Source organism: Bacillus sp. AY18-3 (assembly GCF_008042305.1).
Lineage (GTDB): Bacteria > Bacillota > Bacilli > Bacillales > Bacillaceae_G > Bacillus_A > Bacillus_A wiedmannii.
In genome coordinates this window covers 71,753-95,846 of sequence record NZ_QKQR01000035.1, presented here as the reverse complement: position 1 = coordinate 95,846, position 24,094 = coordinate 71,753, and the positions used below count along the sequence as shown (strand labels likewise).

At 35.0% G+C, this 24,094-nt stretch carries 22 protein-coding genes; 5 read left to right on the top strand and 17 right to left on the bottom strand.

Annotation, left to right across the window (positions count from 1 at the left end):
• Window positions 1-65 precede the first annotated feature (65 nt).
• Window positions 66-740: a response regulator transcription factor gene (locus DM800_RS25430; protein WP_088609343.1), complete on the top strand. Its 675-nt coding sequence runs from the start codon at window positions 66-68 to the stop codon at window positions 738-740.
• The gene (locus tag DM800_RS25425) at window positions 737-2,110 is read left to right on the top strand and encodes a sensor histidine kinase (RefSeq protein ID WP_088609342.1); all 1,374 of its coding nucleotides are present in this window, start codon (window positions 737-739) and stop codon (window positions 2,108-2,110) included. The genes DM800_RS25430 and DM800_RS25425 overlap by 4 nt, the downstream gene beginning before the upstream one ends.
• Window positions 2,111-2,302: 192 nt before the next feature.
• Here the strand turns inward: DM800_RS25425 and DM800_RS25420 are convergent, their stop codons facing one another.
• The 3 genes from DM800_RS25420 to DM800_RS25405 all read right to left on the bottom strand — a co-directional run bounded on the left by DM800_RS25420 (window position 2,303) and on the right by DM800_RS25405 (window position 5,656).
• Window positions 2,303-2,518 (bottom strand): hypothetical protein, encoded by a 216-nt coding sequence (locus tag DM800_RS25420; RefSeq protein WP_001104093.1) that lies wholly within the window; start codon window positions 2,516-2,518, stop codon window positions 2,303-2,305.
• A 325-nt stretch (window positions 2,519-2,843) separates the two neighbouring features.
• Window positions 2,844-4,289, bottom strand: coding sequence for a L,D-transpeptidase family protein (locus DM800_RS25415; protein WP_147787895.1), 1,446 nt, complete (start codon window positions 4,287-4,289; stop codon window positions 2,844-2,846).
• Window positions 4,290-5,233: 944 nt separating this feature from the next.
• Complete coding sequence (locus tag DM800_RS25405; protein WP_147787894.1) at window positions 5,234-5,656, bottom strand: YhfM domain-containing protein; 423 nt, start codon at window positions 5,654-5,656, stop codon at window positions 5,234-5,236.
• Between the two features lie 102 nt (window positions 5,657-5,758).
• Here DM800_RS25405 and DM800_RS25400 point away from each other — a divergent pair, with 102 nt between their 5' ends.
• On the top strand, window positions 5,759-6,049 hold the full coding sequence (locus tag DM800_RS25400; protein WP_088063973.1) for a hypothetical protein: 291 nt from the start codon (window positions 5,759-5,761) through the stop codon (window positions 6,047-6,049).
• Window positions 6,050-6,218: 169 nt separating this feature from the next.
• Here DM800_RS25400 and cuyA read toward each other — a convergent pair whose 3' ends face one another.
• The 5 genes from cuyA to DM800_RS25380 form a co-directional block, all read right to left on the bottom strand.
• Window positions 6,219-7,214 carry a D-cysteate sulfo-lyase gene (gene cuyA, locus DM800_RS25395; RefSeq protein WP_088063975.1) on the bottom strand — a complete coding sequence of 332 codons (996 nt, stop codon included), beginning with the start codon at window positions 7,212-7,214 and terminating at the stop codon, window positions 6,219-6,221.
• Window positions 7,214-7,447: a hypothetical protein gene (locus tag DM800_RS29380; protein WP_179955711.1), complete on the bottom strand. Its 234-nt coding sequence runs from the start codon at window positions 7,445-7,447 to the stop codon at window positions 7,214-7,216. The genes cuyA and DM800_RS29380 overlap by 1 nt, the downstream gene beginning before the upstream one ends.
• Before the next feature lie 78 nt (window positions 7,448-7,525).
• Window positions 7,526-8,758, bottom strand: a complete 1,233-nt coding sequence (locus tag DM800_RS25390; protein WP_088063976.1) for a DUF4073 domain-containing protein — start codon at window positions 8,756-8,758, stop codon at window positions 7,526-7,528.
• A gap of 196 nt (window positions 8,759-8,954) precedes the next feature.
• Entirely contained in the window at window positions 8,955-10,496 is a 1,542-nt protein-coding gene (locus DM800_RS25385) for a serine hydrolase domain-containing protein (protein ID WP_098134431.1), read from the bottom strand.
• Window positions 10,497-11,049: 553 nt separating this feature from the next.
• Window positions 11,050-11,964: a class I SAM-dependent methyltransferase gene (locus DM800_RS25380; protein ID WP_142293507.1), complete on the bottom strand. Its 915-nt coding sequence runs from the start codon at window positions 11,962-11,964 to the stop codon at window positions 11,050-11,052.
• 220 nt (window positions 11,965-12,184) lie between these two features.
• Between DM800_RS25380 and DM800_RS25375 the strand changes: the two genes are divergently transcribed.
• Both DM800_RS25375 and DM800_RS25370 read left to right on the top strand, forming a co-directional pair.
• On the top strand, window positions 12,185-12,766 hold the full coding sequence (locus DM800_RS25375; RefSeq protein ID WP_147787893.1) for an ATP-binding protein: 582 nt from the start codon (window positions 12,185-12,187) through the stop codon (window positions 12,764-12,766).
• Between the two features lie 150 nt (window positions 12,767-12,916).
• Window positions 12,917-14,035, top strand: coding sequence for an LPXTG cell wall anchor domain-containing protein (locus tag DM800_RS25370; RefSeq protein ID WP_147787892.1), 1,119 nt, complete (start codon window positions 12,917-12,919; stop codon window positions 14,033-14,035).
• A 49-nt stretch (window positions 14,036-14,084) separates the two neighbouring features.
• Here the strand turns inward: DM800_RS25370 and DM800_RS25365 are convergent, their stop codons facing one another.
• From DM800_RS25365 to DM800_RS25325, 9 genes are all read right to left on the bottom strand, one after another.
• A complete protein-coding gene (locus DM800_RS25365; RefSeq protein ID WP_147787891.1) occupies window positions 14,085-14,756 on the bottom strand; it encodes an ABC transporter ATP-binding protein in 672 nt (223 codons plus the stop codon).
• On the bottom strand, window positions 14,756-15,820 hold the full coding sequence (locus tag DM800_RS25360) for an ABC transporter permease (RefSeq protein ID WP_147787890.1): 1,065 nt from the start codon (window positions 15,818-15,820) through the stop codon (window positions 14,756-14,758). Before DM800_RS25360 ends, DM800_RS25365 begins: the two co-directional genes overlap by 1 nt.
• 341 nt (window positions 15,821-16,161) lie before the next feature.
• Complete coding sequence (locus DM800_RS25355; RefSeq protein WP_088063983.1) at window positions 16,162-17,538, bottom strand: sensor histidine kinase; 1,377 nt, start codon at window positions 17,536-17,538, stop codon at window positions 16,162-16,164.
• Between the two features lies 1 nt (window position 17,539).
• A complete protein-coding gene (locus tag DM800_RS25350; RefSeq protein ID WP_002013739.1) occupies window positions 17,540-18,217 on the bottom strand; it encodes a response regulator transcription factor in 678 nt (225 codons plus the stop codon).
• Window positions 18,218-18,397: 180 nt separating this feature from the next.
• Window positions 18,398-19,237: a YitT family protein gene (locus DM800_RS25345; RefSeq protein WP_088063984.1), complete on the bottom strand. Its 840-nt coding sequence runs from the start codon at window positions 19,235-19,237 to the stop codon at window positions 18,398-18,400.
• Window positions 19,238-19,805: 568 nt separating this feature from the next.
• The gene (locus DM800_RS25340; RefSeq protein WP_179955712.1) at window positions 19,806-21,158 is read right to left on the bottom strand and encodes an MFS transporter; all 1,353 of its coding nucleotides are present in this window, start codon (window positions 21,156-21,158) and stop codon (window positions 19,806-19,808) included.
• 40 nt (window positions 21,159-21,198) lie between these two features.
• Entirely contained in the window at window positions 21,199-21,891 is a 693-nt protein-coding gene (locus DM800_RS25335) for a LutC/YkgG family protein (RefSeq protein WP_147787888.1), read from the bottom strand.
• Between the two features lies 1 nt (window position 21,892).
• Window positions 21,893-23,305: a LutB/LldF family L-lactate oxidation iron-sulfur protein gene (locus tag DM800_RS25330; protein WP_147787887.1), complete on the bottom strand. Its 1,413-nt coding sequence runs from the start codon at window positions 23,303-23,305 to the stop codon at window positions 21,893-21,895.
• On the bottom strand, window positions 23,302-24,030 hold the full coding sequence (locus DM800_RS25325; protein WP_147787886.1) for a (Fe-S)-binding protein: 729 nt from the start codon (window positions 24,028-24,030) through the stop codon (window positions 23,302-23,304). Before DM800_RS25325 ends, DM800_RS25330 begins: the two co-directional genes overlap by 4 nt.
• Between the last annotated feature and the right edge of the window lie 64 nt (window positions 24,031-24,094).

Here is a 24,094-nt window from a genome sequence, read left to right as displayed (position 1 = left end):
TAATCTTTCTTTAATGTTTTTGAATTATAGTGATACATATTAATAAGAAGAAAAGGAGAATGGTAATGCGAGTTCTTATTGTCGAAGATGAACAAGACTTACAAAATATATTAGTAAAACGATTAAATGTAGAACATTATAGTGTCGATGCATGTGGGAATGGCGAAGATGCCTTGGATTATATAAACATGGCTACCTACGATTTGATTGTGCTTGACATTATGATTCCCGGAATAGATGGTTTACAAGTATTACAAAGATTACGCGCGGATAATCATACAACCCCTGTCTTGCTTCTAACAGCTAAAGATTCAATTGATGATCGCGTAACAGGACTCGACTTAGGTGCGGACGATTATTTAGTAAAGCCGTTTGCTTTTGACGAACTGCTAGCAAGAATTCGAGTGTTAATGCGAAGAAATACAGGAAGCACATCTAATGTGTTTGAAATCGCTGACCTAGTGGTAGACTGCAATATGCATAAAGTAACAAGAGGAGGCCAAGTTATCACTCTTTCCAGTAAAGAATTTGCTATTTTAGAATATATGATTCGTAATAAAGAAGTTGTGCTGACACGAGATAAAATTGAACAACATGTGTGGAATTACGACTATGAAGGTGGCTCGAATATTATTGATGTTTACGTCCGCTATCTTCGTAAAAAAATTGATAGCCAGTTTGAAACGAAGTTAATTCATACAATACGAGGAACTGGTTACGTATTGCGAGTAGAATCATGAAAAGACTATCAATTAAAATGAAAGTAACCCTGTGGTATACAGGGCTAATTGTAATTATTATGGCACTCGTGTTAGCTTTTATTTTAACTTCTTCAGATAAAGTTTTGCTTTTTAATATGAAAGATCAATTGAAGAGCACAGTAAAAGAAAGCATGGAAGATATTGAATATAATCATGGACAATTAAAGATGGACGATGATTTTGAACCCTTAGAAGATGGAGTAAATATCATCATTTATAGTAAACAAGGCGAGATGCTGGCAGGAAATAGTCCAACAAGCTTTAATAAAAAGATATCGCTTAAATCCGATGAAATACAAACCATTAAAGACGGTAATAAAGAATGGATTGTATATGATTTTCTCCACAATGCAGGCGGCGATGAGCAAGTCTGGATTCGTGGAATAATGACTATGAGCCAATTATCATCAACGATGAATACGCTTATTGTGGTAACACTCATCTCATTTCCATTACTTATTCTCATTTCCGCAGTGGGAGGATATTTTATTACGCAAAGAGCGTTTCGACCTGTGCAACAAATGAGTGATTCAGCTAGTAAAATTGGTGATGGTAAAGATCTTTCGAAGAGAATTAATTTACAAGGTTCACCGAAAGACGAAATGTATCATTTAGCACAAACCTTTGACAAAATGTTTGAGCGATTGGAGACATCATTCGAAAGTGAAAAACAATTTACATCTGACGCATCTCATGAATTAAGAACACCAACATCTGTTATTATTTCACAATGCGAATACGCTTTATCACTGAGGAATAATTCGAAAGAAATGGAAGAATCGTTAGAAGTAATTTTAAAGCAATCACGTAAAATGTCCGCGCTAATCTCACAACTCTTATTATTAGCAAGAGCTGACCAAGGAAAGCATAATACTTTCCAATTTGAATGTATCAATATGAGTGAATTAACGGAAATCGTTGTAGAAGAGCTTTCATTAATGGTTCAAGAAGCTTCGATTGATATAACAACTCATATAGAGGAAGACCTGTTTATGAAAGCAGATCAAACATTGATGATGCGTTTATTAATGAATTTACTAACGAATGCGATTGCTTATAGCAAAGCGAACGGCACTGTGCATATGCAACTGTTCCGTGATGAAACCAACATAATAGGTAAAGTCTCCGATAATGGCATAGGCATCAGCGAGCAACATATTACGAAAATATGGGACCGCTTCTATCGAGTTGACGCAGCACGAACATCTTCAAGCACCGGAAACACAGGTTTAGGATTGTCGATGGTAAAATGGATTGTCGAACTACACGGAGGAGAAATTACAGTTGAAAGTAAATTAGGAGAAGGCAGTACGTTTACATTTAAACTACCAATGGAAAAACAAGCATAATTTATGCGCATCTGTAGCTTCCAAATAAAGATTGATTCAAAAGCTCTCTTCAATATTTATGTAAAAATAATTGCCACATTTTAAACAACATCGATTTTATCATTTTGGACAACCTTTTCTGTTAAGTTGATATACATGTAGAAAAAACTATAGAAATAAAACCCCAGAAATCCAAAGGTCTCTGGGGCTTCATTATATATTTAGCTCTTTTTGCTTTTTGTTTTGTTTATGTTTATACAGCAATTTTCGGCTTATGAGAGAAATCAGTAATAAGATCAGTACTAGTGCGAAAAGTTGCATAAATGATAAATTAAAATATTTAGCACCTGTAACGATTAACAGTGTAGAAATCGTACCTTTTACAATGAAAAAAATAATGATCCATAATCCGCCTTTTTTCCAGTTCATTTTTATATTACCCTTTCCTACGTTTAAATTCTTTAATGGGACACCTTATTAAAAATCTATTATATTAATAAAAAAGTCATGTCTAATTAAATGCAATGATTCTATAATAAGTGAAAATGATATTCAATGTCAATTTTATTGACTATTTGAATACCTGTTTCTTCATCTCAATCTCTTTCTACTTTGTTTCTTATAAGCAATGAACTCTTGTTTTCAAACAAAAAAACCTCTTGAATTTGCATGCGAATTCAAGAGGTTTTTTTTCATATACATCAAGTAAGATTTCTTGCTTTGTTTATTCTTTTATGGTCTTAATACATAGCTATTAGTAAACAATAACTGGGTCATACGTGTTCAAACTATCATATACAGTTTTTGCAACGTTAGGAAGAAGGTTTACACACCCGCCTGATCCTCCTGTTAAATAAGCATTATTTCCCCAGTCTTTTCGCCAGCCTGCATCATGGAATCCTTGACCGCTATTTGTGAATGGAACCCAGTAATCTACTTTCACTGCATAATCAGCTTTACCTACTGCGCTTCCTTTAAGCGTGTATGGTGTTCGTTTATATAGAACGTACCACACACCTGGTGATGTATCTTCACTCGTGCTATGTTTACCCGTTACTACATTGGTTGTGACAACTAATTTCCCATCTTTATAAATCCAAATTTGTTGATCTGCAATAGAAACTTCTGCATATGTGTCTCCAATGCCATTATTCGATGTTGTTTTATAGCCGATCCCTTCCTTCTCCCAACCATTCCCGTGAATATTAGAAGCAGAAAGCGATTTCTCGCCTTTCTCAAAGGCTTGTTGAACTTGTTTTGTTTCTTTTTCCACATCTAGTGCCCAGCCGTATCCTTGTCCCTTTACTGAAATAACCGAGCCAGAATGTGTTTTAAAAGCAAAGTCTTTATGTAATGTAGATTTAGCCTTATTAATTTCAGCAACCTTATTCTTAATGTCGCTCGCATCGATTTTTACTTTCATATCCTTTGACATAGTAGCATTTTGAATTAGATCTTTCGCTTTTAATGAATACACTTCATCCTGCACTTTATAATCAACAGACTGCGTAAGAAGATTTTGTAATGCTTTCTCTTCTTTTTTGATGATTGGATCGTCTTCTTTAATAGGCTGTATGTATGCAGACTTCAGATGAATTTCGCTTTTATGCTTCTGCTTGTCGTAATCTTTTAGTAGATTTGTAACGTCATACTGTTTTCCATCAACGCTCTTCGAAATTACAACTTTCCCTTGTTCAAGCTTCGCCATAGCATCTTGAGGTGCTTTTAATTTTTCATTCATAGAAACGAGCTTTTCTTCTACAAGTTTTTTCATCGTTTCACTACGATACTGATCCGCTTTTTCCGGTAGCAATGAATAATCTTTTTCCTTTGCAGAAGGGAAAAATGTCCACTGACTTTTTAATAGTTTCTTAACTTGTGGCAAATCTTTTTCCGTCAGTTCCGTTTTTGTATCTTGTTCATCTAAAATTTCTTGTTGATCAATATAGACTTTATTTGCTAGCCCAGACGTTTTTAATTTCTGTATTGCCTGATCAGCGCTCAAACCACCGACTTTTGTATCGTTAATCGTAACATTCGAATTGAAGTTAGTTGCTTGATAATAACTCATTCCTCCAATAAGAAGTGCAATTAAACCGCCACCCGCTGCGATAAGCTTCCAATTTGTAAAGCGTTTTTTTGATCTTACCCGTTTTTTCTCAACTTCTTCAACAGATTCATTTACTGTATTGTTGTTCATTAATCTTTCCCCCGTATACATTAACGTCAATCGATTTTAAACCAAAACCATTGAATAGTGTACCTTATTTTTCCTGAAATTTCATTATTTTTAACAGATTTCATCTCATTTAATCGATTAAAGTTAGATTTTTTAATAGACAGATACATTAAGATGATAGATAAAGTGAAAAAAGGACCATATCAATCGAGCTACTACGGGTCCCTCGCATTCGCCGAATTTTGAAGGGCGACACTACTTAACTTGGTAAAATAATTTCCGGATGGTTCAAATCAGAGGAAGGCACCATAGAATGTCTATTATTTATGAAAAATATCCACAAAAAAAGGACTACATGTAGACTCTTTTTTGTGAATATTTTAATGTCGCATTTTTTATAAATTCAAATGCAAACTATGCTTCCCGCTTTTCACCAGGTTTCACAACCTCTACTATCAGCCTAACGAATTTCACCTTATGACCTTTATCATCAACAATTTCAAGTTTCTTAAAACTATTAAATATGTTTGTACCACGCTTTGTTGATACGTTTAATCTTTACAGATGTTGAAGTTTTAGACTCATTCTTTGGTGTAATCCTATTATTAGAACATCCTGCAATGGTGAGACAGCATGTAGCCAATAAAACTAATAATATTAACTTCTTCAAATAGCCACTCCTATATAAGGAAAATATTATATTGAGAAAATTAAACATAACATCGAATCTTTGTAAAAACAATATATTTCCTAGCATTATTATTCACTGGCGGATTAATGGACACCTTAATGTTCATTAATCTGCTTATAAGCGGAGAACCTCATGCTCATCAAGTCAATGTCCAATTTCCATTTTATCCGATTCTCAATATTTATTCCAATATAAAAAGATAGCTATTTTTGTTGAATACTAATTATCTCCAAAATGAACAATACGAGCTGAGTTCCTATAACCCTATATACGTTTATTCAACTAGTTTCTCCCCTGTAACAATCTGAAACAAAGTGGCTGCATGTTTCCCTTCTAATTGAGCGTACCGATTTTCCCCCGTCTTGATTTCTATTTTATCCTTATTAGGGCTTACCCAAATTTGATACGACACAGCTTTCGCCTCTATTTTCGGATTTTTAAATTGAAAAATAAAGTGATAATCAGCTGGGCGAGACATTTCCACTTTTTTATTTTCAAAAGTAATATCATTTAATATTTTCTTTACTTGCAACACTTCATTATTATCTTTCACTACCTTAAGATCTTCATATTCATTATCACCAATATGTTTTTGCACTTGGATTCTTTGACCTTCATTGCCTGATATATTTGAACAGCCGGTTATTATGAGTATACAGATCGCAATAAAGACTAGAGACCAATTTCTAATTTTCATATTCATACCCTCTTTTCAATACAAAATATTTTAATTTGTAAAATAAAGGTAATTAATTTAAACTTAAAAATATACATAATAAAGAGAAAGGAGTATCGTTCCATGCAGTTACAAACATACACTTGGAAAAGTTATACGTTTCTCATTGTAAGTATATTCGTTACTATTAATCTCTTTCTCTTCTCACCTATTTTAGACAGAGTTGGAGTAGAATATGTTGTACCTTTCGCCTATTTCATATTAGCTTCTGCTGTTATAGTAATAATATTAGCAGTTATCTCTTTTTGTAGCCGATCTGAGAAGAAAATTTTAGCCATTATCGGTTTATGTTTTACTCTATTTAACACAGTAATTATTTTATTTTTCCTTTGGTTTGGTTACCATTTCACTTAATTGAAATATAAATAAACTCCATAAGCCACAAATAAAATTAGTAACATAGAAATGCTAAGTACCGTATATATGGTCCATTTTGCATTTGTACTCATATACTCCCCCTTCTCACTTCATAATAATTCCATTATATAACAAAAAAGCATTGGATACCCAATGCTTTTCACACTTACGCAAATAAAGACGTATTCGCATATAACGCTGGTGAACCACCTGAATGTACGAATAAAATGTTGTCTTCTTTATTAAATGTACCTTTTTTAATTAAGTCGATTAGTCCCGCTACTGCTTTACCTGTATATACTGGATCGAGTAAAATACCTTCAGTTTTCGCAAGTAATTGAACAGCTTCCACCATTTCTGGTGTTGGTAACGCGTAACCTGGTCCTACATATTCATCAAAGCATGTAACAGTTTCGCGCGGGATAAAGTTCGGAATACCAACGTGAGCTGACGTTTCCTCTACAAGTTTTGCTACTTTCTCTTCTTGTTCTGCTTTTCCTCTACTTACGTTGATTCCGATTACAGGAATGTGACTTTGTGTTCCAGCAAAACCAGTAATTAAACCAGCGTGCATACCAGCACTACCACTTACGCAAACAACTGTACTGAAATCAATTCCTTGGTCAAATGATTGTGCCATAATTTCTTGCGCACAAGCAACGTATCCCATTGCACCAGTAGGATTTGATCCACCAACTGGTATTACATATGGTGTATTACCTTTTTCACTTACTTCTTTCGCTACTTTATGCATCTCTTCCATAAGATCTGCTCCGTTTGGTACAACAATTACATTTTCAGCACCTAGTAAATGATATAAGAAATAGTTTCCGTTAAAGTCTGGCTTCTCTTCTGGCTCAAGCCCTTCTTCTAATACAAGGATACATTTCATTTTTTCTTTTACCGCAGCTGCCAGTGTTAGACGGCAATGATTTGACTGAATACCACCAGCTGTAATTAACGTATCTGCACCTTTTGCCTGTGCATCTGCAACTAGAAACTCTAACTTTCTCGTCTTATTACCACCAGCTGTTAAACCAAGTAAATCATCTCGTTTAAAATAAATAGTCGGCCCACCAAGTGCTTCAGAAAAATTGTTTAATTTTTCAATTGGAGTATATGACTCTGTATATTTTTTTCTCGGGAATTTAGCTAAATTCATTAATAACGCTCCTTTTGTACTTCTTTCACAATGTATGTAACGATACTATTATTACATGTAAAAATGATGAAGTCATCTTTCTGGGTGAAAAATGTGTTGGAATTCGGTTTTTGTGAATGGAATTGTATTAATAATTTTAACTCCAATACGGTACGTGAAATTACATTAATAACTTTCACTTTATTTCGGTACATGAAGTTTATATGAACGATTTTTTCAAATATATCGTCCATAACTTGAAATATATCGACTTACCGATAAAAAACGACAACACAAAAGAGCCCACTTATTAAAAAGTAGGCCCTTACTAATCACTTATTTGCCGAAAATCGAAGAAGCTGTGTTAATCCTGGCTCTAAATTCATTTCGCCTTTATGACGTACGTGTACAACCTTGTTCCCATCAAATTTCGGAGCATTCCCTGGATTATACGTCAACCATTCGTTCGTTCCTTCTACAGAGTACTCCATATACTCCGTTGCACCGACAATTACATTTTTACTATCGTCAGCTGTTACATTTGGTGCCATTTGTGCGACTTTCGCATCACTAATTAATAGCTTCTTTATATCCTTATCACGTTTATAATCGTAAGCTGTTACCATTACATCGTTACCATATGCTTTCACTTGTAATCCTTGTTTAAATGAATAGCCATCAGGAGCAGTCTTCTCTCCGCCATTTGGTCCAGCCGACATCCATCCAGTTTCAATACCGCCCGTATTTACAACTGTAAATCCTTTTTCATCTCCGCCTGCAATTTTCTTTTTTCCAGCCCAGTCCGGTAAGTTTAAATCCCAATGCGTGTGACTCGTGAAGAAAACAACTTGCGGGTAATCTTTTAATATATCGTACAATTTATCCACGTTTAAATAGTCATTTAAATACGGTGATTGTCTTGATCCAGATACTGTATCCGGTAAAACGTGATGAGAGAAAATGAAAATGGGCTTATTTTTATCTTTTTGGCTATATTCTTCTAAATTTTGTTTTAACCAACCTAATTGCTCATCACTCATAAATACTTCATCCCACATTTTTGAATCGTGGTATTTCATATATTTTTCAGTTCCTAAAAATAAAAGCGGATAACCGTCTAATTCTTTTTTATGATATACCTTTTCTTGCCCGCTAAATTGTAAGTAGCGGTTAAATAGCGTTTCTTCCGTTACACCATTTGGCCATGTACTTTGAGAGAGCTTTCCATCAGCTGTCCATTTACCAGCATAAAACTCATGATTCCCAACAGTTGACCATACATTCTCTGGATGCTTATTTTTGTTTAACACACGCTTCACATCATCGTATTGTGACTGTTGTCCAGTTGGCGTTATATCCCCATTCATAATAAGCGCTCTAGAAAGTGGCGTCACTTTGTTCATATCTTTTAACACATGATCAAAGTCTCCTAAATCCCCTTGAATGTCACTAATAACATTAAAAGTTGTAGCTGATTTTCGAACTTGCTCTTTCCCTTCTGCATACACTGAAAACGTCGGCAATAATGCCGCCATAACTGCTAACGAAGCAACTGTCTTTTTCATACAAATTCTCCCCCTAATAATAGAATGTACAAACTGCCATGTTCTGCTTTCTCTTAGATGCTTGTCCAATTCACATTATAGGGAGGGATTGTAAAGATAGATGACGTTAAAAGTTAAGTGTTTTTTAAGAGATTTTGTCGTTTTTTGCAAACCACAATTAGCGATTTACGTCAATCTAGCTTTCTAGCTTTTAACATTACATACATGTAAATTTTGATGTTAAATCTTTTCGTTTCATACGTTGTTTTTTATTACTTCTAATTTTCGGGAAAAATCCACTAATTAATAATGTTATAATCCATACCATTATTAGAATAAAATTTATTGTATTACCGGAATTCAAGCTGAAAACTCTCCAAAAATAGGCAGCACAAAAAACGAGGATAGCAGTACTAATAAGTAAAAATGTCCTAACTACTAATCCGATGTAGGATCTCTTCTCTTGCTTAAAAATGAAAGTTCTTCTACCTTTGTACAATCTAATCACAAATAGCAGCAAATATAAACCAAGTGTGGCTTCAATAACAATTGATGTAATAGAGTTGTTTTTTCTCTGCTCAGCTAGAGAGAAGTAACTTTCAGGTAATTTTCCAGTTTCATATTCAATCCATGCGTGGTAAATATCCTGTCGTAAGTCTATACCACCTTCACTATTCGTGAGGATTACCAATCCATCCTTTGTATTAGGAATGAAACCATAAAAAGAATGCCACCCTCGATTATCACCAGAATGATAAATTAATTTCCATTGATTAGATAGTTTTTTTTCAAATATACCTAAACCATTCTCCCCTAATACCGGCTTTTGCATTTCCGTAACACGTTCACTTTTGATGACACCATTCCCTTTATTATGTGCATCCATGCTTGCAAGTATCAATGTCATCATATCGGTAACATTTGTCTTAAGACCTGCAGCAGCCTGTTCGGTAAATTGGTAACTAGGGAGCTCCTCTCCAAAATATCCATAAGCTTTCGAAAGGTTATGGTTTTCAGGACGTTGTAAGAATGAACTAGATTTCATTCCTAAAGGTTTCATAATTTGTTCTTCCATATAACGATCAAACGGTATTCCGGTAACCTCTTCAATTACAAGTTGTAAAATTGTATATCCGCCACCAGAGTAAATTGTTTCTGAACCTGGTTTATTGGTAACCTCCACTGGTTCATTAAGCCATCCTTTTCCAGACAGAGACTCCTCAATAGAGTCAAGATGTTTCCCTGGTGTAACCCCGAGGTATCCTTTATGTGCAGACAGCCCTGCTGTATGGCTTAACAATCTTCTTATTGTGACTTCATTATTATTAAACTCTGAATTAGGTAATTTCCATTTGGTCAGATATTTTCCAACGGGATCATCTAGTGATAAATGCCCTTCATCTACAAGATGTAGGATTCCCCACGCTGTAAGGTTTTTAGATATGGAACCAGCTTGAAACAATGTATCGTCACTCACCGCTTTTTTTGTCTTTTTGTCTACATAACCGTAGTTAAGTGTATAAGCAATACGCCCCTCATGTACAATCCCTATTGCAACCCCTGGTACCTCATAATTCTCTTGCCATTTTGGTACCTGTTCATCCAGCTTTTTTTTGAAATCCTCTATACTCCTATCAGTCAACGTGCCCGATTCTGCCCTCACCACATTTGTAAACCATGCTTCATTCGTAATAAATATGTAAATCATTAAACATAAAATACTTTTGCATATTATCGATGCTTTTTGTCTATTCTTCATTTGCTCCACCTTTTTTTCAGAATATTCTATCCATCAATCAGAGTATCCCATTCTAATATCCTGTTCTATCGATTTTTATTACTTAACCTTACAAAATTGTAATAAAAATCAAAGATCTACTATTGTCCTTTATCTGAGGGCAATGAAATTCATTAACAAGATTGATATGAAGTTATATCTATTGTTTCAGTTAAGGCCCCTAAAATACTAGTTTGGTTAATCAAATAGATATATTCCAAACTACAAAAATTTATAATAGAAAAGGTGGATTTTAGTTTTAATTAGAATTTGACCAAAGTATTGCTGCAAATATTTATTCTATAAAAAGAAGAACCCCACACATTTTGATTAAAACTTCAAAGTATCTCTAGATACATCTAAAAATTTAGCAACTTGTCCAATTGTGTACATTATGTTCTCCTTTATCATTGCTACTTAATTTATTACATTCATACTTCATATTCTTTACATTATCGAATTTCTCTTCCTATTAATACCTCCTTGTTCTCCCCCAAAAAAAGACACAGAGATTTCTCCCCATGCCTACTAATTCCTACTTCTTCACCGCATGCACATAATGCACCGTCTCAAAAGCTTTTAAATAATCGTTTCGTCCTTCAAAATATAATGTATGAATATCCTCTGGTGATAAGTGCTCATAAATGAGTAAGCCTACCTTCTCTAACAGTGCTTCCATTTCAGCATAAGAAAAACACGATTTCATCGGTTCTCCGCCTACTGCAGCCATTTTTACCATATTTTCAACTCGATTGGACAATCCTTTTTCCGTAAATAAGTTTTCATCCGGATAATCGAATACGATAGAGCTCCCCACTGGAACCATCTCGAATAAATTTTCTATTAAACTAGAAAGCTCCTCTTTCGTTAAATAGTACGTAACACCTAATAGGCTAAAGAAAGTCTTTTTATTTTCAAATCCTTCATTCCGTAACTGTTCACTGGAAAACCCTTTCGTGAAATCCATCGAAACAAAATGAAGGTTGTTTGGAGTTTCAAGTACTGCTTCTTTTATTCTCCCCCTCTTAAACCTTTGTGTAGAAGGATGATCTACTTCAAATATTTCTATTTCATTCTCTAATTCTCGGTGTCTAAAGCTGAACGTATCTAAGCCTGCACCGAGTATGACGTATTGTTTTGCGCCTAATGTAATTTCATGTAGCAATACTCTTTCACAATATGCCGCACGTGCCAAAGGTGTTGGTGATAATTGAACTTGTGTAATCCATTTTAATATTTCTTGTGGATTGTCTTGAAACTTTTGTGCAATGTCTGTATTGAAAAAATGGATTCCTTGGACCATATTTGTTTCAATATCGTTACGTTCTTTTTTTGAAATGAAATCTTTAGCTACATAATCATCAAAGATTTTAGGACTATCAAATTCACTATGGTACGCCCTTCCGAAAGCTGATACTAGCGACGTTACACTCGCTTCACCTTTTTTCACGCACATACACTCCTTCATTTTCACAACAAAAATAGGGTTCCCCTGGCCAGGAGAACCCTATTATACACTTTATTTTTATATTGGTAAATTATAGCATAAATAAGTTTTTTTGTCAAGTTTTCAGCCTACTACTACTCCGACATTTTGTATATTCTCTAGCAGGAAAATTGTCAATTCACATCGAATGTCCCAAATGATAACAATATATATGGAGGACAATATGAAACGATTAGTGATCATTACAGTAGGTAAAACACACAGCGGAAAAACTACATTTGCTAAAGAACTAGAAAAAAAGTTACCCCACGCTTTCGTTATGGATCAAGATAACCAAGCTGAATTCATTAACACGCATTATGAAAAATTACAGCCGGACGAAGGCCCAAATACATTTAAACACGGTCTTTCGAAATTCATTGTTGATTATGCAAAAGAACATACAAGTTTACATCTTATTATTTGCAACTCAAATAGAAGCCGAAACGGCCGGATGTATTTGCTAAATGAATTGTTTCAGAAAGAGGAATATGTACGTATACTCGTTCATTTTGACATTCCAAATGATGTACTTTATGAAAGAGTAGCTCGAAGCACGCGAAGTACCAATATTTTTAGAGGTGGATATTCTAATTTCAAAGAAGTACTCGATCGACAACAAGCTGAATTGCAACATGAAGATGTGGTCGATCCGATAGAAAACGAGGCTGATTATTTGTTTGTTATTCGTAATCGTAAGGATGTAAACTCTACTATAGAAGAAATTGTTCATCTAGCTAAAGATCTCTCCCCTACCCAAAAATAATAGACTATAAGAATTACATAATGATAGATTATTATGCAAATACTTCCTCTAGACATCCTACATGGTATATAATGATAAGATAATCTACTTCTATATGCTCAATTCTACACAAAACAACTCATGCATATGAAAGAAAAGAGGTACAAACATATGAAAACAAAACAAACAATCGCTGCGTCTACACTAGCTTTAGCAATGATTGCTGGCGCAAATTCTGCTCATGCGGAAGTAACTGATGCTACTCCTCAGCAAAGTACAGGAGATCGATTAGCTGAAATTAAGCAACATAGACAAGAATTAGATGCGAAATTACAGCAGCACAAAGAAAACGTGGATCAAAAGTTGAATGAACTTAACCAAGTTAAGGAAAATGTTGACACGAAGGTTAATGAACTACATGAGCGTAAACAAGTTGCTGATGAAAAAATTAACGAAATAAAACAACGTAAAGAAGAGCTAGATGCAAAACTTCAGCAGGACAAGCAAATCGCCGAAGATAAAATCGCTGAAATTAAAGAGCATAAAAAGCAAGTAGAAGATAAAGTTGCTGAAGTGAAAGAACATAAGCAAAATATCGATAACAAAGTGAATGAGATTAAAGAACATAAACAAACTGTCGATGAAAAAGTGAATGAAATGAAGCAACATAAAGAGAACATTGATCAAAAGGTTAATGAACTTAAGGAAGTTAAAAAACAGGTAGATGAAAAATTAGCTGAGTTAAAGAAAGCGAAACAAACTGCTGAGGACAAACTTGCTGAGCTAAAAGAAAATAAGCCGCATACTGGGAACACGTTAGAGGAACTTAAGAAAATTAAAGGCAATTTAGATAGTCTTTCCGCTAACTTAGAACTAGCTAAACAAGATGTAAAAAACAAACTTGCTGAATTACAAAAAGCTAGAGAAGAATTACTAAATAAAATTAACGAAATAAAACAAGCGAAACAAACCGTTTCAGATGATTTAACAAAGAAAAAACAAGACTTAGATATTAAAATCAACGACTTTAAACATACTGAGAAAAAAATTGAGGACAAATTAGCTGAGGTACATACAACGAAGCAAAATGTAGATAACAAAATTAATGAAGTATCTCAATCGAAACAAACAGAAACAAAGACTGGTACTACAAACACAAACAATAACGCTAAAGAACTTCCTAACGCTGGTAGTGAGCAATCAAACAATATGGCTTTAGGTATGTTATCTGTCTTAGGCGGCGTTTTATTAATTACACGAAATAAAATTAAAGCGTTATTCTCAAAATAAAGCAATTATATAAAAGACAACCGCACACTTGTGCGATTGTCTTTTTTCTTTATATTAACTTCCCGTCTCTCAGTGTCAATATACGATCACATACATCAAGCATTCTTTCATCATGCGTAATCATAATTGCTGCTTTTTGGCTCTCTTTCACTTCACGTTTCATCATTTCTACAACTTCACGTGCGCGTTTTGAGTCTAAGCTTGCAGTTGGTTCATCCGCTAATATTAAATCTGGGTTGTTCATGAACGCGCGAGCGATTGCTACCCTTTGTTTTTCCCCGCCAGATAGTTGATTTGGATAATGATTTTTTCTTTCTCCTAATCCAAATGCCGTTAATAAATGATCCGCACGCTTTTCTGATTCTTGTTTGTTTTCTTTTTTAAGCTTTGCAATGTAAAGCAATTGCTCTTTTACATTTAAATATGGAACAAGATTTGCGAATTGGAAAATGAAGCCGATTTTTTTTAAACGAATGTCTGTCATTTCCTTTTCTGATAACTTCGTAATATTTTGCTCACGAATGTAAATATCCCCTTTTGATGGTGATAATAACGCACCCGCGATTGATAATAACGTACTTTTCCCTGATCCAGAAGGACCGACGATTCCGATAAATTCTCCAGCTTTCACATCAAGCGACATCGGATGAAGGGCTGTTACTTCCGTATTCCCTTCTCCGTACACTTTACTTACTTTGTCTAATTTTAATAATGAAGTCATTACATCCCGCCTCCAATTGCTTCTAATGCATCAACTTTTAATACTTGGTATAACGAAATAAGTGTTCCTAAAATACTAATTACGATGAAGATTGCTGCATATTGTGCAATCATCGGTGTTGTTAATAAGAACGGCATACCCGCTGGTAAAATTTGTTCTAATCCTTGTACAAGAACAATACTGATTACCATCGCAACGACTGATAAGAATAACGCCTGCACGACTAAACTATTTGCTAAATAAGAATTCTTCGTTCCAATTGCTTTTAATACACCTAATTGCTGTGTTTTTTGCAATGTAATGACGTAGAAGAATACACCGATTAGTAACGCAGCGATAACAAGTAAGAATGCAATGATCATCGTTAATGTTCCTTGCTCTTCTTTAAATCCTGGAATACTTTGCAGTACTTCTTTTTTGTCGATAACATGTGCATTTTTAATTTCTTTATCTGTATTCAGTGCAATTGCACTATAATCTTTTTGGTTTGGTTGTGAAATAGATCCCCATACATCTTCATTTACATAAACGACTGGTGTATGGCTAAACATTTGATCTTTCGTAAATCCAACAATTTTAAATTCTTTCTTTGAAACAGGATCAATAATTGTATCGCCAATATCGATTCCTTTTTCTTTAATTGATTCATCAGCAACCATTTCGTTATTTGCTGTACCTAATTTCTCACCTTTTACAATTTTCGGTTCTAAAAATGAATCACGTTCACTTGCGAAAATAGCAACATCTACTTTTTTCGAACTATCTTTCTTTTCATACGTTGAAACTTTCACACGAAACGGAACGGCCTCTTTCTCGCCTGCTTGATTTACTACGTTATCTACATCGTCTTTCTTAATTTGTGAACGAAGTAATTTATTTTCCGCATCATCTGCTAAAACGAACTTATTTGCCTCCATATTTTGAATCGATGAAGCATTATCATATGATAGTCCATTTGCTAATCCTGAAATAACAAGAACTAAAAATGATAATAACACCATAATCAGTCCGATTAATCCGTATCTTAATTTTGATTGTTTTAATTCACGCAGAGCTAAAAACATTTCGCTCGCTCCTTCCTCTTTCTTTCTATGCACTTATCATAAAAAAGAAATATGAACGGAATATGAACAGAAGATTACAGAGGGGGAGATTTAATTACAGCGGATACTTTTGAAGTTCGATTTAAAGTAGAGCCCGGGAAAGATGCGGCTTTATAACAGGAAGGTAGTACGTGAAATTTATATCGGCGATTTTTCAAATATATCAGCGCAACTCGGATTATATCAGCGATTTTCATAATATATCGGCGCAACTCAAATTATATCAGCGATTTTCCGATTATATCGATTTATCGACAAAAAATGACAAAAAGAAGAGGCTGTTCCCAAGCAGCCTCTTCCATCTATTTCGGAAGCTCCACCTGAACAGTAGTCCCTTCCCCTTTCGTACTATATACTGAAACGTTTCCGTTATGCAGTTCAACAATTTTCTGCACAATCGATAATCCTAAACCACTACCTTCTACGTTTCTTGCCCTTGCCGTATCTACTTTGTAAAAACGATCAAATATACGATCCATTTCTTCTTTTTCCATACCGATTCCGTTGTCTGATATAGAGATCATCACGCTCGACTCTAATTCTTCTACAACAAATTCAATCGTTCCGCCGTCGTTTGAAAACTTAATGCTATTCGTAAAAATATTACTCCATACTTGATGAAGTAAGTTTTCATCACCTTGTATTGTAATATCCGGTACATCAAATTCAACGGCGATATCTTTTTCACGCCATTTCCATTCGAGCATAAAAATAACGTCTTTAATTTGCTTCTGCAAATTGAATTCTTTTATTTGTAATACTTTTTCTTCTTTATCTAGTGAAGCTAGCGTAAGTAACTGTTTACATAAACTAGACATTCGCTTACTTTCGCCCTCAATAATTTGTAAGTAATGGTTTCTTTCTTCCGCACTCATCTCTTCTGACTGTAACGTTTTTGAGAACCCTTGTATGGAAGAAAGCGGCGATTGAAATTCATGAGAAACATTTGAAACGAATTCTTGTCTCATCTCATCTAATTCTTTTATACTTTTCGTCATCTTTTGAAAATTAGTTGCTAATGTACCAATTTCATCTTTTCGATTTTCATCTAATTCGATATCATATTCACCACTTGCAATCTTTTGAGTCGCTTTCGTAAATGTTCGAATGGGACGAACGATATAACCTGCTGCAATCGCTATAAAGATAATACTTAATAGTACGATAAACCCAAGTAATACCGCTAAGAAAATTCGCATCTCGCCAAATTGGTTCTGAATGTCAGGACGAATAAATAAAGCGTACTGTTTATCACCGTGTTGCACTGGTACACCGACACTATTTATTAATTCATTATCGAAAAAACCTGTAATAAAGAGACGTGTTGGATACGTAGAAACACCATTAAACGTTTCGCCATTCAATACTTTATGAACGGTATCATCACTTATTGTTGTCTTACGAAACGCGTTGCCGATACGTTTTCCATTCTTTTTATCATCGACAATATAAATTTCATATCCTAACTTCGCAATAGACTGTAAGTATGCCTCTTGATTTTCTTCACTTTGCTTTTCATATAACGATTTTACTTCTTCCGCATACATTAAAATCTTTTCACTATTGTACGGTTTTAACTTCACTTGATAGTACACATTTGTTAATAAAAAACCGATAATACTGCTAAGTAGCATGATTCCAACCGTCATAAAAACAAATCTAGAGTATAGTGATTTCATTTTATTTCAACTCCAACTTATAACCGAGTCCGCGTACTGTCGTAATTTGAAAATCATCTGTTCGTTTTGAAAAACGATCTCTAAGTCGCTTCACATGAACGTCAACTGTTCGTTCATCTCCTTCAAAATCCATTCCCCATACTAATTCAATTAATTCTTCTCTTGAAAAGGTTCTTCCAGGATAACTAGCAAGTTGTGATAATAATTCAAATTCCTTTAATGGAAGCAAAATCGTCTGACCGTTACACTTCACTTCAAACCCTTTTCGGTCAATTATCGTTCCGTGTAATGTAATAATATCAGCACTAAGCATTTGATAACGGCGCAATAGAGCTTTCATACGGAAAATTACTTCAGCTGGTTCAAATGGTTTTACAATATAATCGTCCGTACCAGAAATGAATCCTTTTTCTTTATCGACTAGCTGATCTTTTGCAGTTAATAAAATAACAGGTATATCATGATACTTCCGGATTTCTTCGCATAACGTATAGCCATCAACAAACGGCATCATAATGTCTACTATCGCAAGATGAATATTTTCTTTCTCTAAAACGCCTTGCGCTACCTTTCCATCTTCCGCTTCAAAAACTTTAAACCCCTCTTTTTGCAAATGGTAATGTAACAATTCTCTAATATGCTTATCATCATCAGCTAATAAAATATGTATCATCTTCATTAAACCCTCTCTTGTTCATCCTTCTACATCCTTACCTTAAGAAACAATTGGATTTTTTGCAAGAAAAAGAAAAACAAACCAACATTTTAAGATAAATAAAAAGAATCTATTTTGAAAAAAGATTATTCAAAATAGATTCTTACGTTTTAGTATTAAGATTATTTTAATGAAAAGTAATTTCTATGCTTTAGAAATATCAACGAATCCTTCTCCAAATACGTCACGAACATCGTGTATAGCAATGAACGCAGCCGGATCTGTAGTTTGAACAATCCGTTTTAGCTTGACTACTTCTTGCTTATTAATAACAACATAAAGAATTTCCTTCGGCGTTTTCGTGTAATAGCCATGACCTGAGTACACAGTAACCCCTCTGCCCATTAATGTAGTTACCTTTCCCGCAATTTCATTCGGGTTATCAGAAATAATCGTAATGGCTTTCTTCGGATTTAAACCTTCAATTACAAATTCCATCACTTTCGTTGCTACATATAGCATAATAATTGTTATCATCAGTTTTTCTGCACCAATGATGAAATAAGATGAAAACGCAACGATTAAATCGAAGAACAGTAAACCATAGCTAATGCTCCATCCTAAATATTTATGCGTCATCCTTGCTAAGATGGTAGTACCTGCTGTTGTTCCGCCAACACGAATAATAAGACCAATCCCGCACCCAATAAATATTCCTCCGAAAATGGCATTTACGAGCATTTCATCCGAAGCAACCGTCCAACCTTCTGTCAAATGAAGGAATAGCGAGTTCGTAACTACAGCGATAATCGTATAAATTGTTGTAATCTTATTTAAAAATTTATAACCAGCTATTAACAAAATCGCATTTAAAATTAAGTTAACTAAGCCTGGTGACCATTCAAATAAATAATACGTAATAATCGTGATACCAGTTACTCCACCCTCACCAAACTCGTTCGGGATAACAAACAAATTGACACCTAACGCAAAAAGAAATGCACCAATAATAATAAAAATAATGTCTGTCGTTCTTTTTTTCATACAGTACCTCACTTCTTATGTAAATATTTATTCTGTCATAAACTCTCACCATTATATCGTGGAATATTCAAATCGAACAGTGGTTTATTTTTATTTTAATATAGGATGATAAAACAACTTTATCCTATATCCACATGTAATTTAAAAAGTAAAACAACTGTATTTATTATGTACTACAAGTAAAGTTTTGATTTCACATGCAGTTGATGCTAAAAAATGAATATGAACACTCACTCGTACAAACTTCGAATACAAAACAAATAGGCGAAGCTATAGAATAGACTTCGCATCAAGCGTGTGATCATAGAGATTTATATGTCACTTTATCCCGGCTTATACCTCATTATTGATTACTATAACTGATATCCTCTTAATTGAATTCTACATTCTGTCTCCTCGCACTTTTTTCATGTATATTCGAAAAAAAGATTCATTTATATGCTTTTTGTTTCATTGATCATTTCACTTTCTACTTTTTTCTTCAAACAAAAAACTCCATTGAATTTGCATACCTAGTATGCAAATTCAGGAGTTTTTCATATGCCACTATTCGGGTTCACTTCATTACTCATTCAAAATTAGCACGAGGTTCCTCTAACCCCTTCTTATTACTCCAGTTAAATAAGCTTTCATTCTTCATTTGCTGCCCTGGTTTTACAAATAACATTGCCCCCATTGCAATAGCGGCCAAAATGGCAGCTACGATAAACATAGAAGGATAACCATAACTTACAACTAAATATCCAGTTAAAGTCGGGGCTAAGATTGTCGCGATATTAGCGATGAAATGCATAATTCCACTATATGTTCCTGAGTATGCAGGAGCCGTATCGACAATAATCGCCCAAAATAATGAACTCGGTAAAAAGGCAAAGGCGTTTCCAAGCGACATAAGCGCTAATACAGCTACATAATTGTCCATCGCGGGAATGAAGCTAAAACAAATTGCTGTAAGTAATAAAGCAATAATTGGTAACCCTGTTCGAGCTAAACGAAGATTCCCTGTTTTACGTAAAATACGATCAGATAGCTTCGCCCCTAGCGGCAATGTGATACAAGCCCCAAGCCAAGGAATCATCCCAAGATACCAAAGGGAGGATAATTGAAAATGGAATACATCTTGCAAATATTTCGGTGTCCAAGTTAATATTAAAAAATTGATATATTGGAAGCAAAAATATGCTATCGTAACCATAACGAATGTCGGAACTTTAAAAAAGGAGTACCATGGCTCTTTTTGAATTTCTTTCTCTGCTTTTATGGATTGAAGTACACCTTCTGTACTTCGTATTTCAGCTAGTTCTTCTTTTGTCACTCGTGGATGATCCTCAGGCATATTCGTAAATGTAAAATACCAAATAATCGCCCATACGATCCCAATTGTACCGAGGATAAAAAACATTACTTTCCAGCTAGTGAAAGATAGCAACAGAACCGCTACAGGCGCCGTTAATACTGCACCTAACGGAACACCAACAAAACCAAGGGATGTTAGAAAAGCTCTTTCTTTTGGAGCTGCCCAGTTTGCTGCTGTCTTATTCGAAACCGCGAAAGATGGCCCTTCTGTTAAGCCAAATAAAACGCGGAAGATAGCAAATCCTATTAAAGCAGACCCTCCAAAAATAGCAATCCCTATTTCTCCAGCAAAAGCGGTCGCAATTTCAAAAATAGACCAAGCGGTTGCTGCTACGATCCATACAAATTTCGGTCCTTTTTTATCTGAAAAAATACCTCCTAATAAAGAACCGATCATGTAACCGTAACCAAAATACCCTAATATAGCGCCCCATTCCTTCGGGTCAAAGCCATATTCTTTTATAATGAAAGACTGTGCATAAGCGATGGCCCCTCGATCAATATAATTTACCATCGTAATAAACGTGAGCATTGTAAAGACATAATAACGAAATTTATTCTTCATCAAAATCCTCACTCCCCCTCGTATTCTTTTGTTTTTCTCTCTAATCCTTTAATAAAATGACATGAACCTTTCCAGGACCATGAACTCCAAAAGCTAATTCCATCTCAATATCACCTGTCCGGCTAGGCCCAGTGATAAAATTAATACAGGCAGGTAATCCATTCGAAACCTGTTCGTGAATGCTAGTTACTCCTTCTGTTAAACGTCTATAAATTGTATGTTCTGAGAGAATTGCAACATAAACTGCTGGCAAAACGCTAACTAAACGTCCACGTCCGCCACCATTCCATAAAACAACCGTTCCCGTCTCAGCCAGTCCCATTTCGGCATATGTAATTCCCATATCAACCTGAGCTGCATAATCCCGTAGTTCTCTTTCACCTTCTTTCCTTTGCCAAATTCGATGAGAAACGAAATTTCCTATTAAATGCTTTCCTATTTCAAGTTGATGTAATCTATCATCATCCCAATACACCGCAGATTGAACATTAAATTTATGTACAACATACTGAAGTGCACTCCCTATTTCTGAACGGTGTATATGACTTACTTCTGTATGTAACGTATGCAAGTTTGCAATAAACTGCTCTATTAAACTTTCGTGATCTATCTCATTAGAAAAGTGCCTAAGCGGATTGTTTTTCCACCTGGGAGGAGTGACTCCCGAGCGACGTTCTCGGTTTAATTTCCGTGCGATATTGTTTAAAAAAGACTCTTGTACATCCGTATTCATATTATGAATCCCTCTTTTCTTTTTTCCACCAATCACGGAATGATTGTTTCGCAGGTTTTGGAAAATCTCTACTTTCTATCCACCCTTTTAATGGGCCTGGTCCATTCGCAATATAGCCATCTTTTGCAAATATCGATAAGCCTGTATGTGCCAGTTTAATTGCTTTCTCATAAACGAATGGATGACTAGCCATAAACGTAAAACCTTTAAAGGCCAGTTGCTCAAATTTCGTTATAAACCCTTGCTCCACCACATCTTTACGATGTTCAATAAGAAGGTCATGTAATGGAATTTTCACGGGGCAAACATCTGTACACGCTCCGCACAAACTTGAGGCAAAAGGTAATTCTTTTAACTTTTCATATCCTTCTAATAAAGGTGCTAATACTGCTCCAATTGGCCCACTATAAACACTTCCATAAGCATGCCCCCCAATATTACGATACACAGGACAAACATTTACACAAGCTCCGCACCTTATACACTTTAATACTTCTTCATAAGCAGTTCCTAAAATATCAGAACGACCATTATCTAAAATAATTAAATGAAATTCTTCAGGTCCATCCATATCTTCATGTAAACGCGCCCCATTAATTCCAGTTACATAAGATGTAATCTTTTGGCCTGTAGCACTTCTTGTTAACATCGAAACGACTACATCAAGATCTTTCCATGTCGGAACAAGGCGTTCCATCCCCATAATCGCAATATGAACTTTTGGTAATGTCGTAGTAAGGCGAGCATTTCCTTCATTACTTACAAGAACAACGGATCCAGATTCCGCTACCGCAAAGTTACAACCAGAAATACCAATATCAGCTTCTAAAAACTCTTTGCGCAATTGCTCCCTAGCAAATTGTAGTAGTTGATTCGTATCAACCGGTATCTTTCTTCCAGCTTCCTTAGAAAAAAGCTCTGCTACTTGTTCCTTCGTCTTATGAATGGCTGGGGCAATTAAATGGGATGGAGCTTCTCCAGCTAATTGAATAATGTACTCTCCAAGATCAGACTCTACTACTTTCACCCCTATCTCTTCTAATTTTTTATTAAGGTGTATTTCTTCTGAAACCATAGACTTTGACTTAATTACTGATTTCGCTCCTTTTTTTCTTGCGATTTCAGAAACATACGATACGGCATCTTCTGCTTTGAAAGCGAAATGAACATGTCCCCCATTTTTTCGAACATTAGTAGCTAATTGTTCCAAATAACTATCTAAATTTTCAATTGTATGCATCCGAATTTCAGATGCTGCCTCACGCCATTCTTCCATATTCCCTAATTCATGTGTAGCTTGTTCCCGTCCCATCCGAAGCCTATCTTGTGTAAACGGAACCGCGCTTCTCATCTGCGGATCGTGCAACGCTTTATCTACTCTATTCAAAAAAACTTGTTCCCCCGCCGCACTCATTTATTCAGCCCCTTCGCCAGTACTTCTGCTACATGTAACACTTGAATATTTTTATTTTTCCTGCGCAATCTTCCCCCAATATTCATAAGACATCCCATATCTGCTCCAATTAAGAGATTTGCTTCTGTCCCCTCAATATGTCTTATTTTTTCATCAACCATCGTTTCAGAAATCGAACTCATTTTCACTGCAAAAGTACCACCAAACCCGCAGCAATCTTGGCAATATGGTAATTCTTTTATGTCTAGACCTTCTACTTGCGATAATAACTTCAGTGGTTCCTCTTTTATCCCAAGCGCCCGACTCATATGACAAGATTGATGGAAAACAGCTTTCTCAACCAACTTAGATTTCAAATCACTTTTTCCAAGTACATTCACTAAAAAATCCGTCAACTCATACGTTCTATCCGCTAAATGAACCGCTTTTTCATACCATTCACTATCATCTTTAAACATCTCTTTATAATAATGATGAACCATACTAGCGCAAGAACCTGAAGGAGTCACAATATATTCACTATGTTCAAATACTTTTATCATTTGCCTTGCTGCTAGTTTTGCATCTTCTTGATATCCGTTATTGTAAGCTGGTTGCCCGCAACAAGTCTGTCCTTCTGGGAAATCTAGTTCCACTCCACATTGATTCATAATTTCTACGACACTCTTACCTACTTGAGGAAAAAACACATCTGATAAACAAGTAATAAATAACGAAACTTTCATCAAAATCCCCCCTCAAAACGATATGATCTATTTTCAAGTTATTAATTTCTTGAACATTATTTTA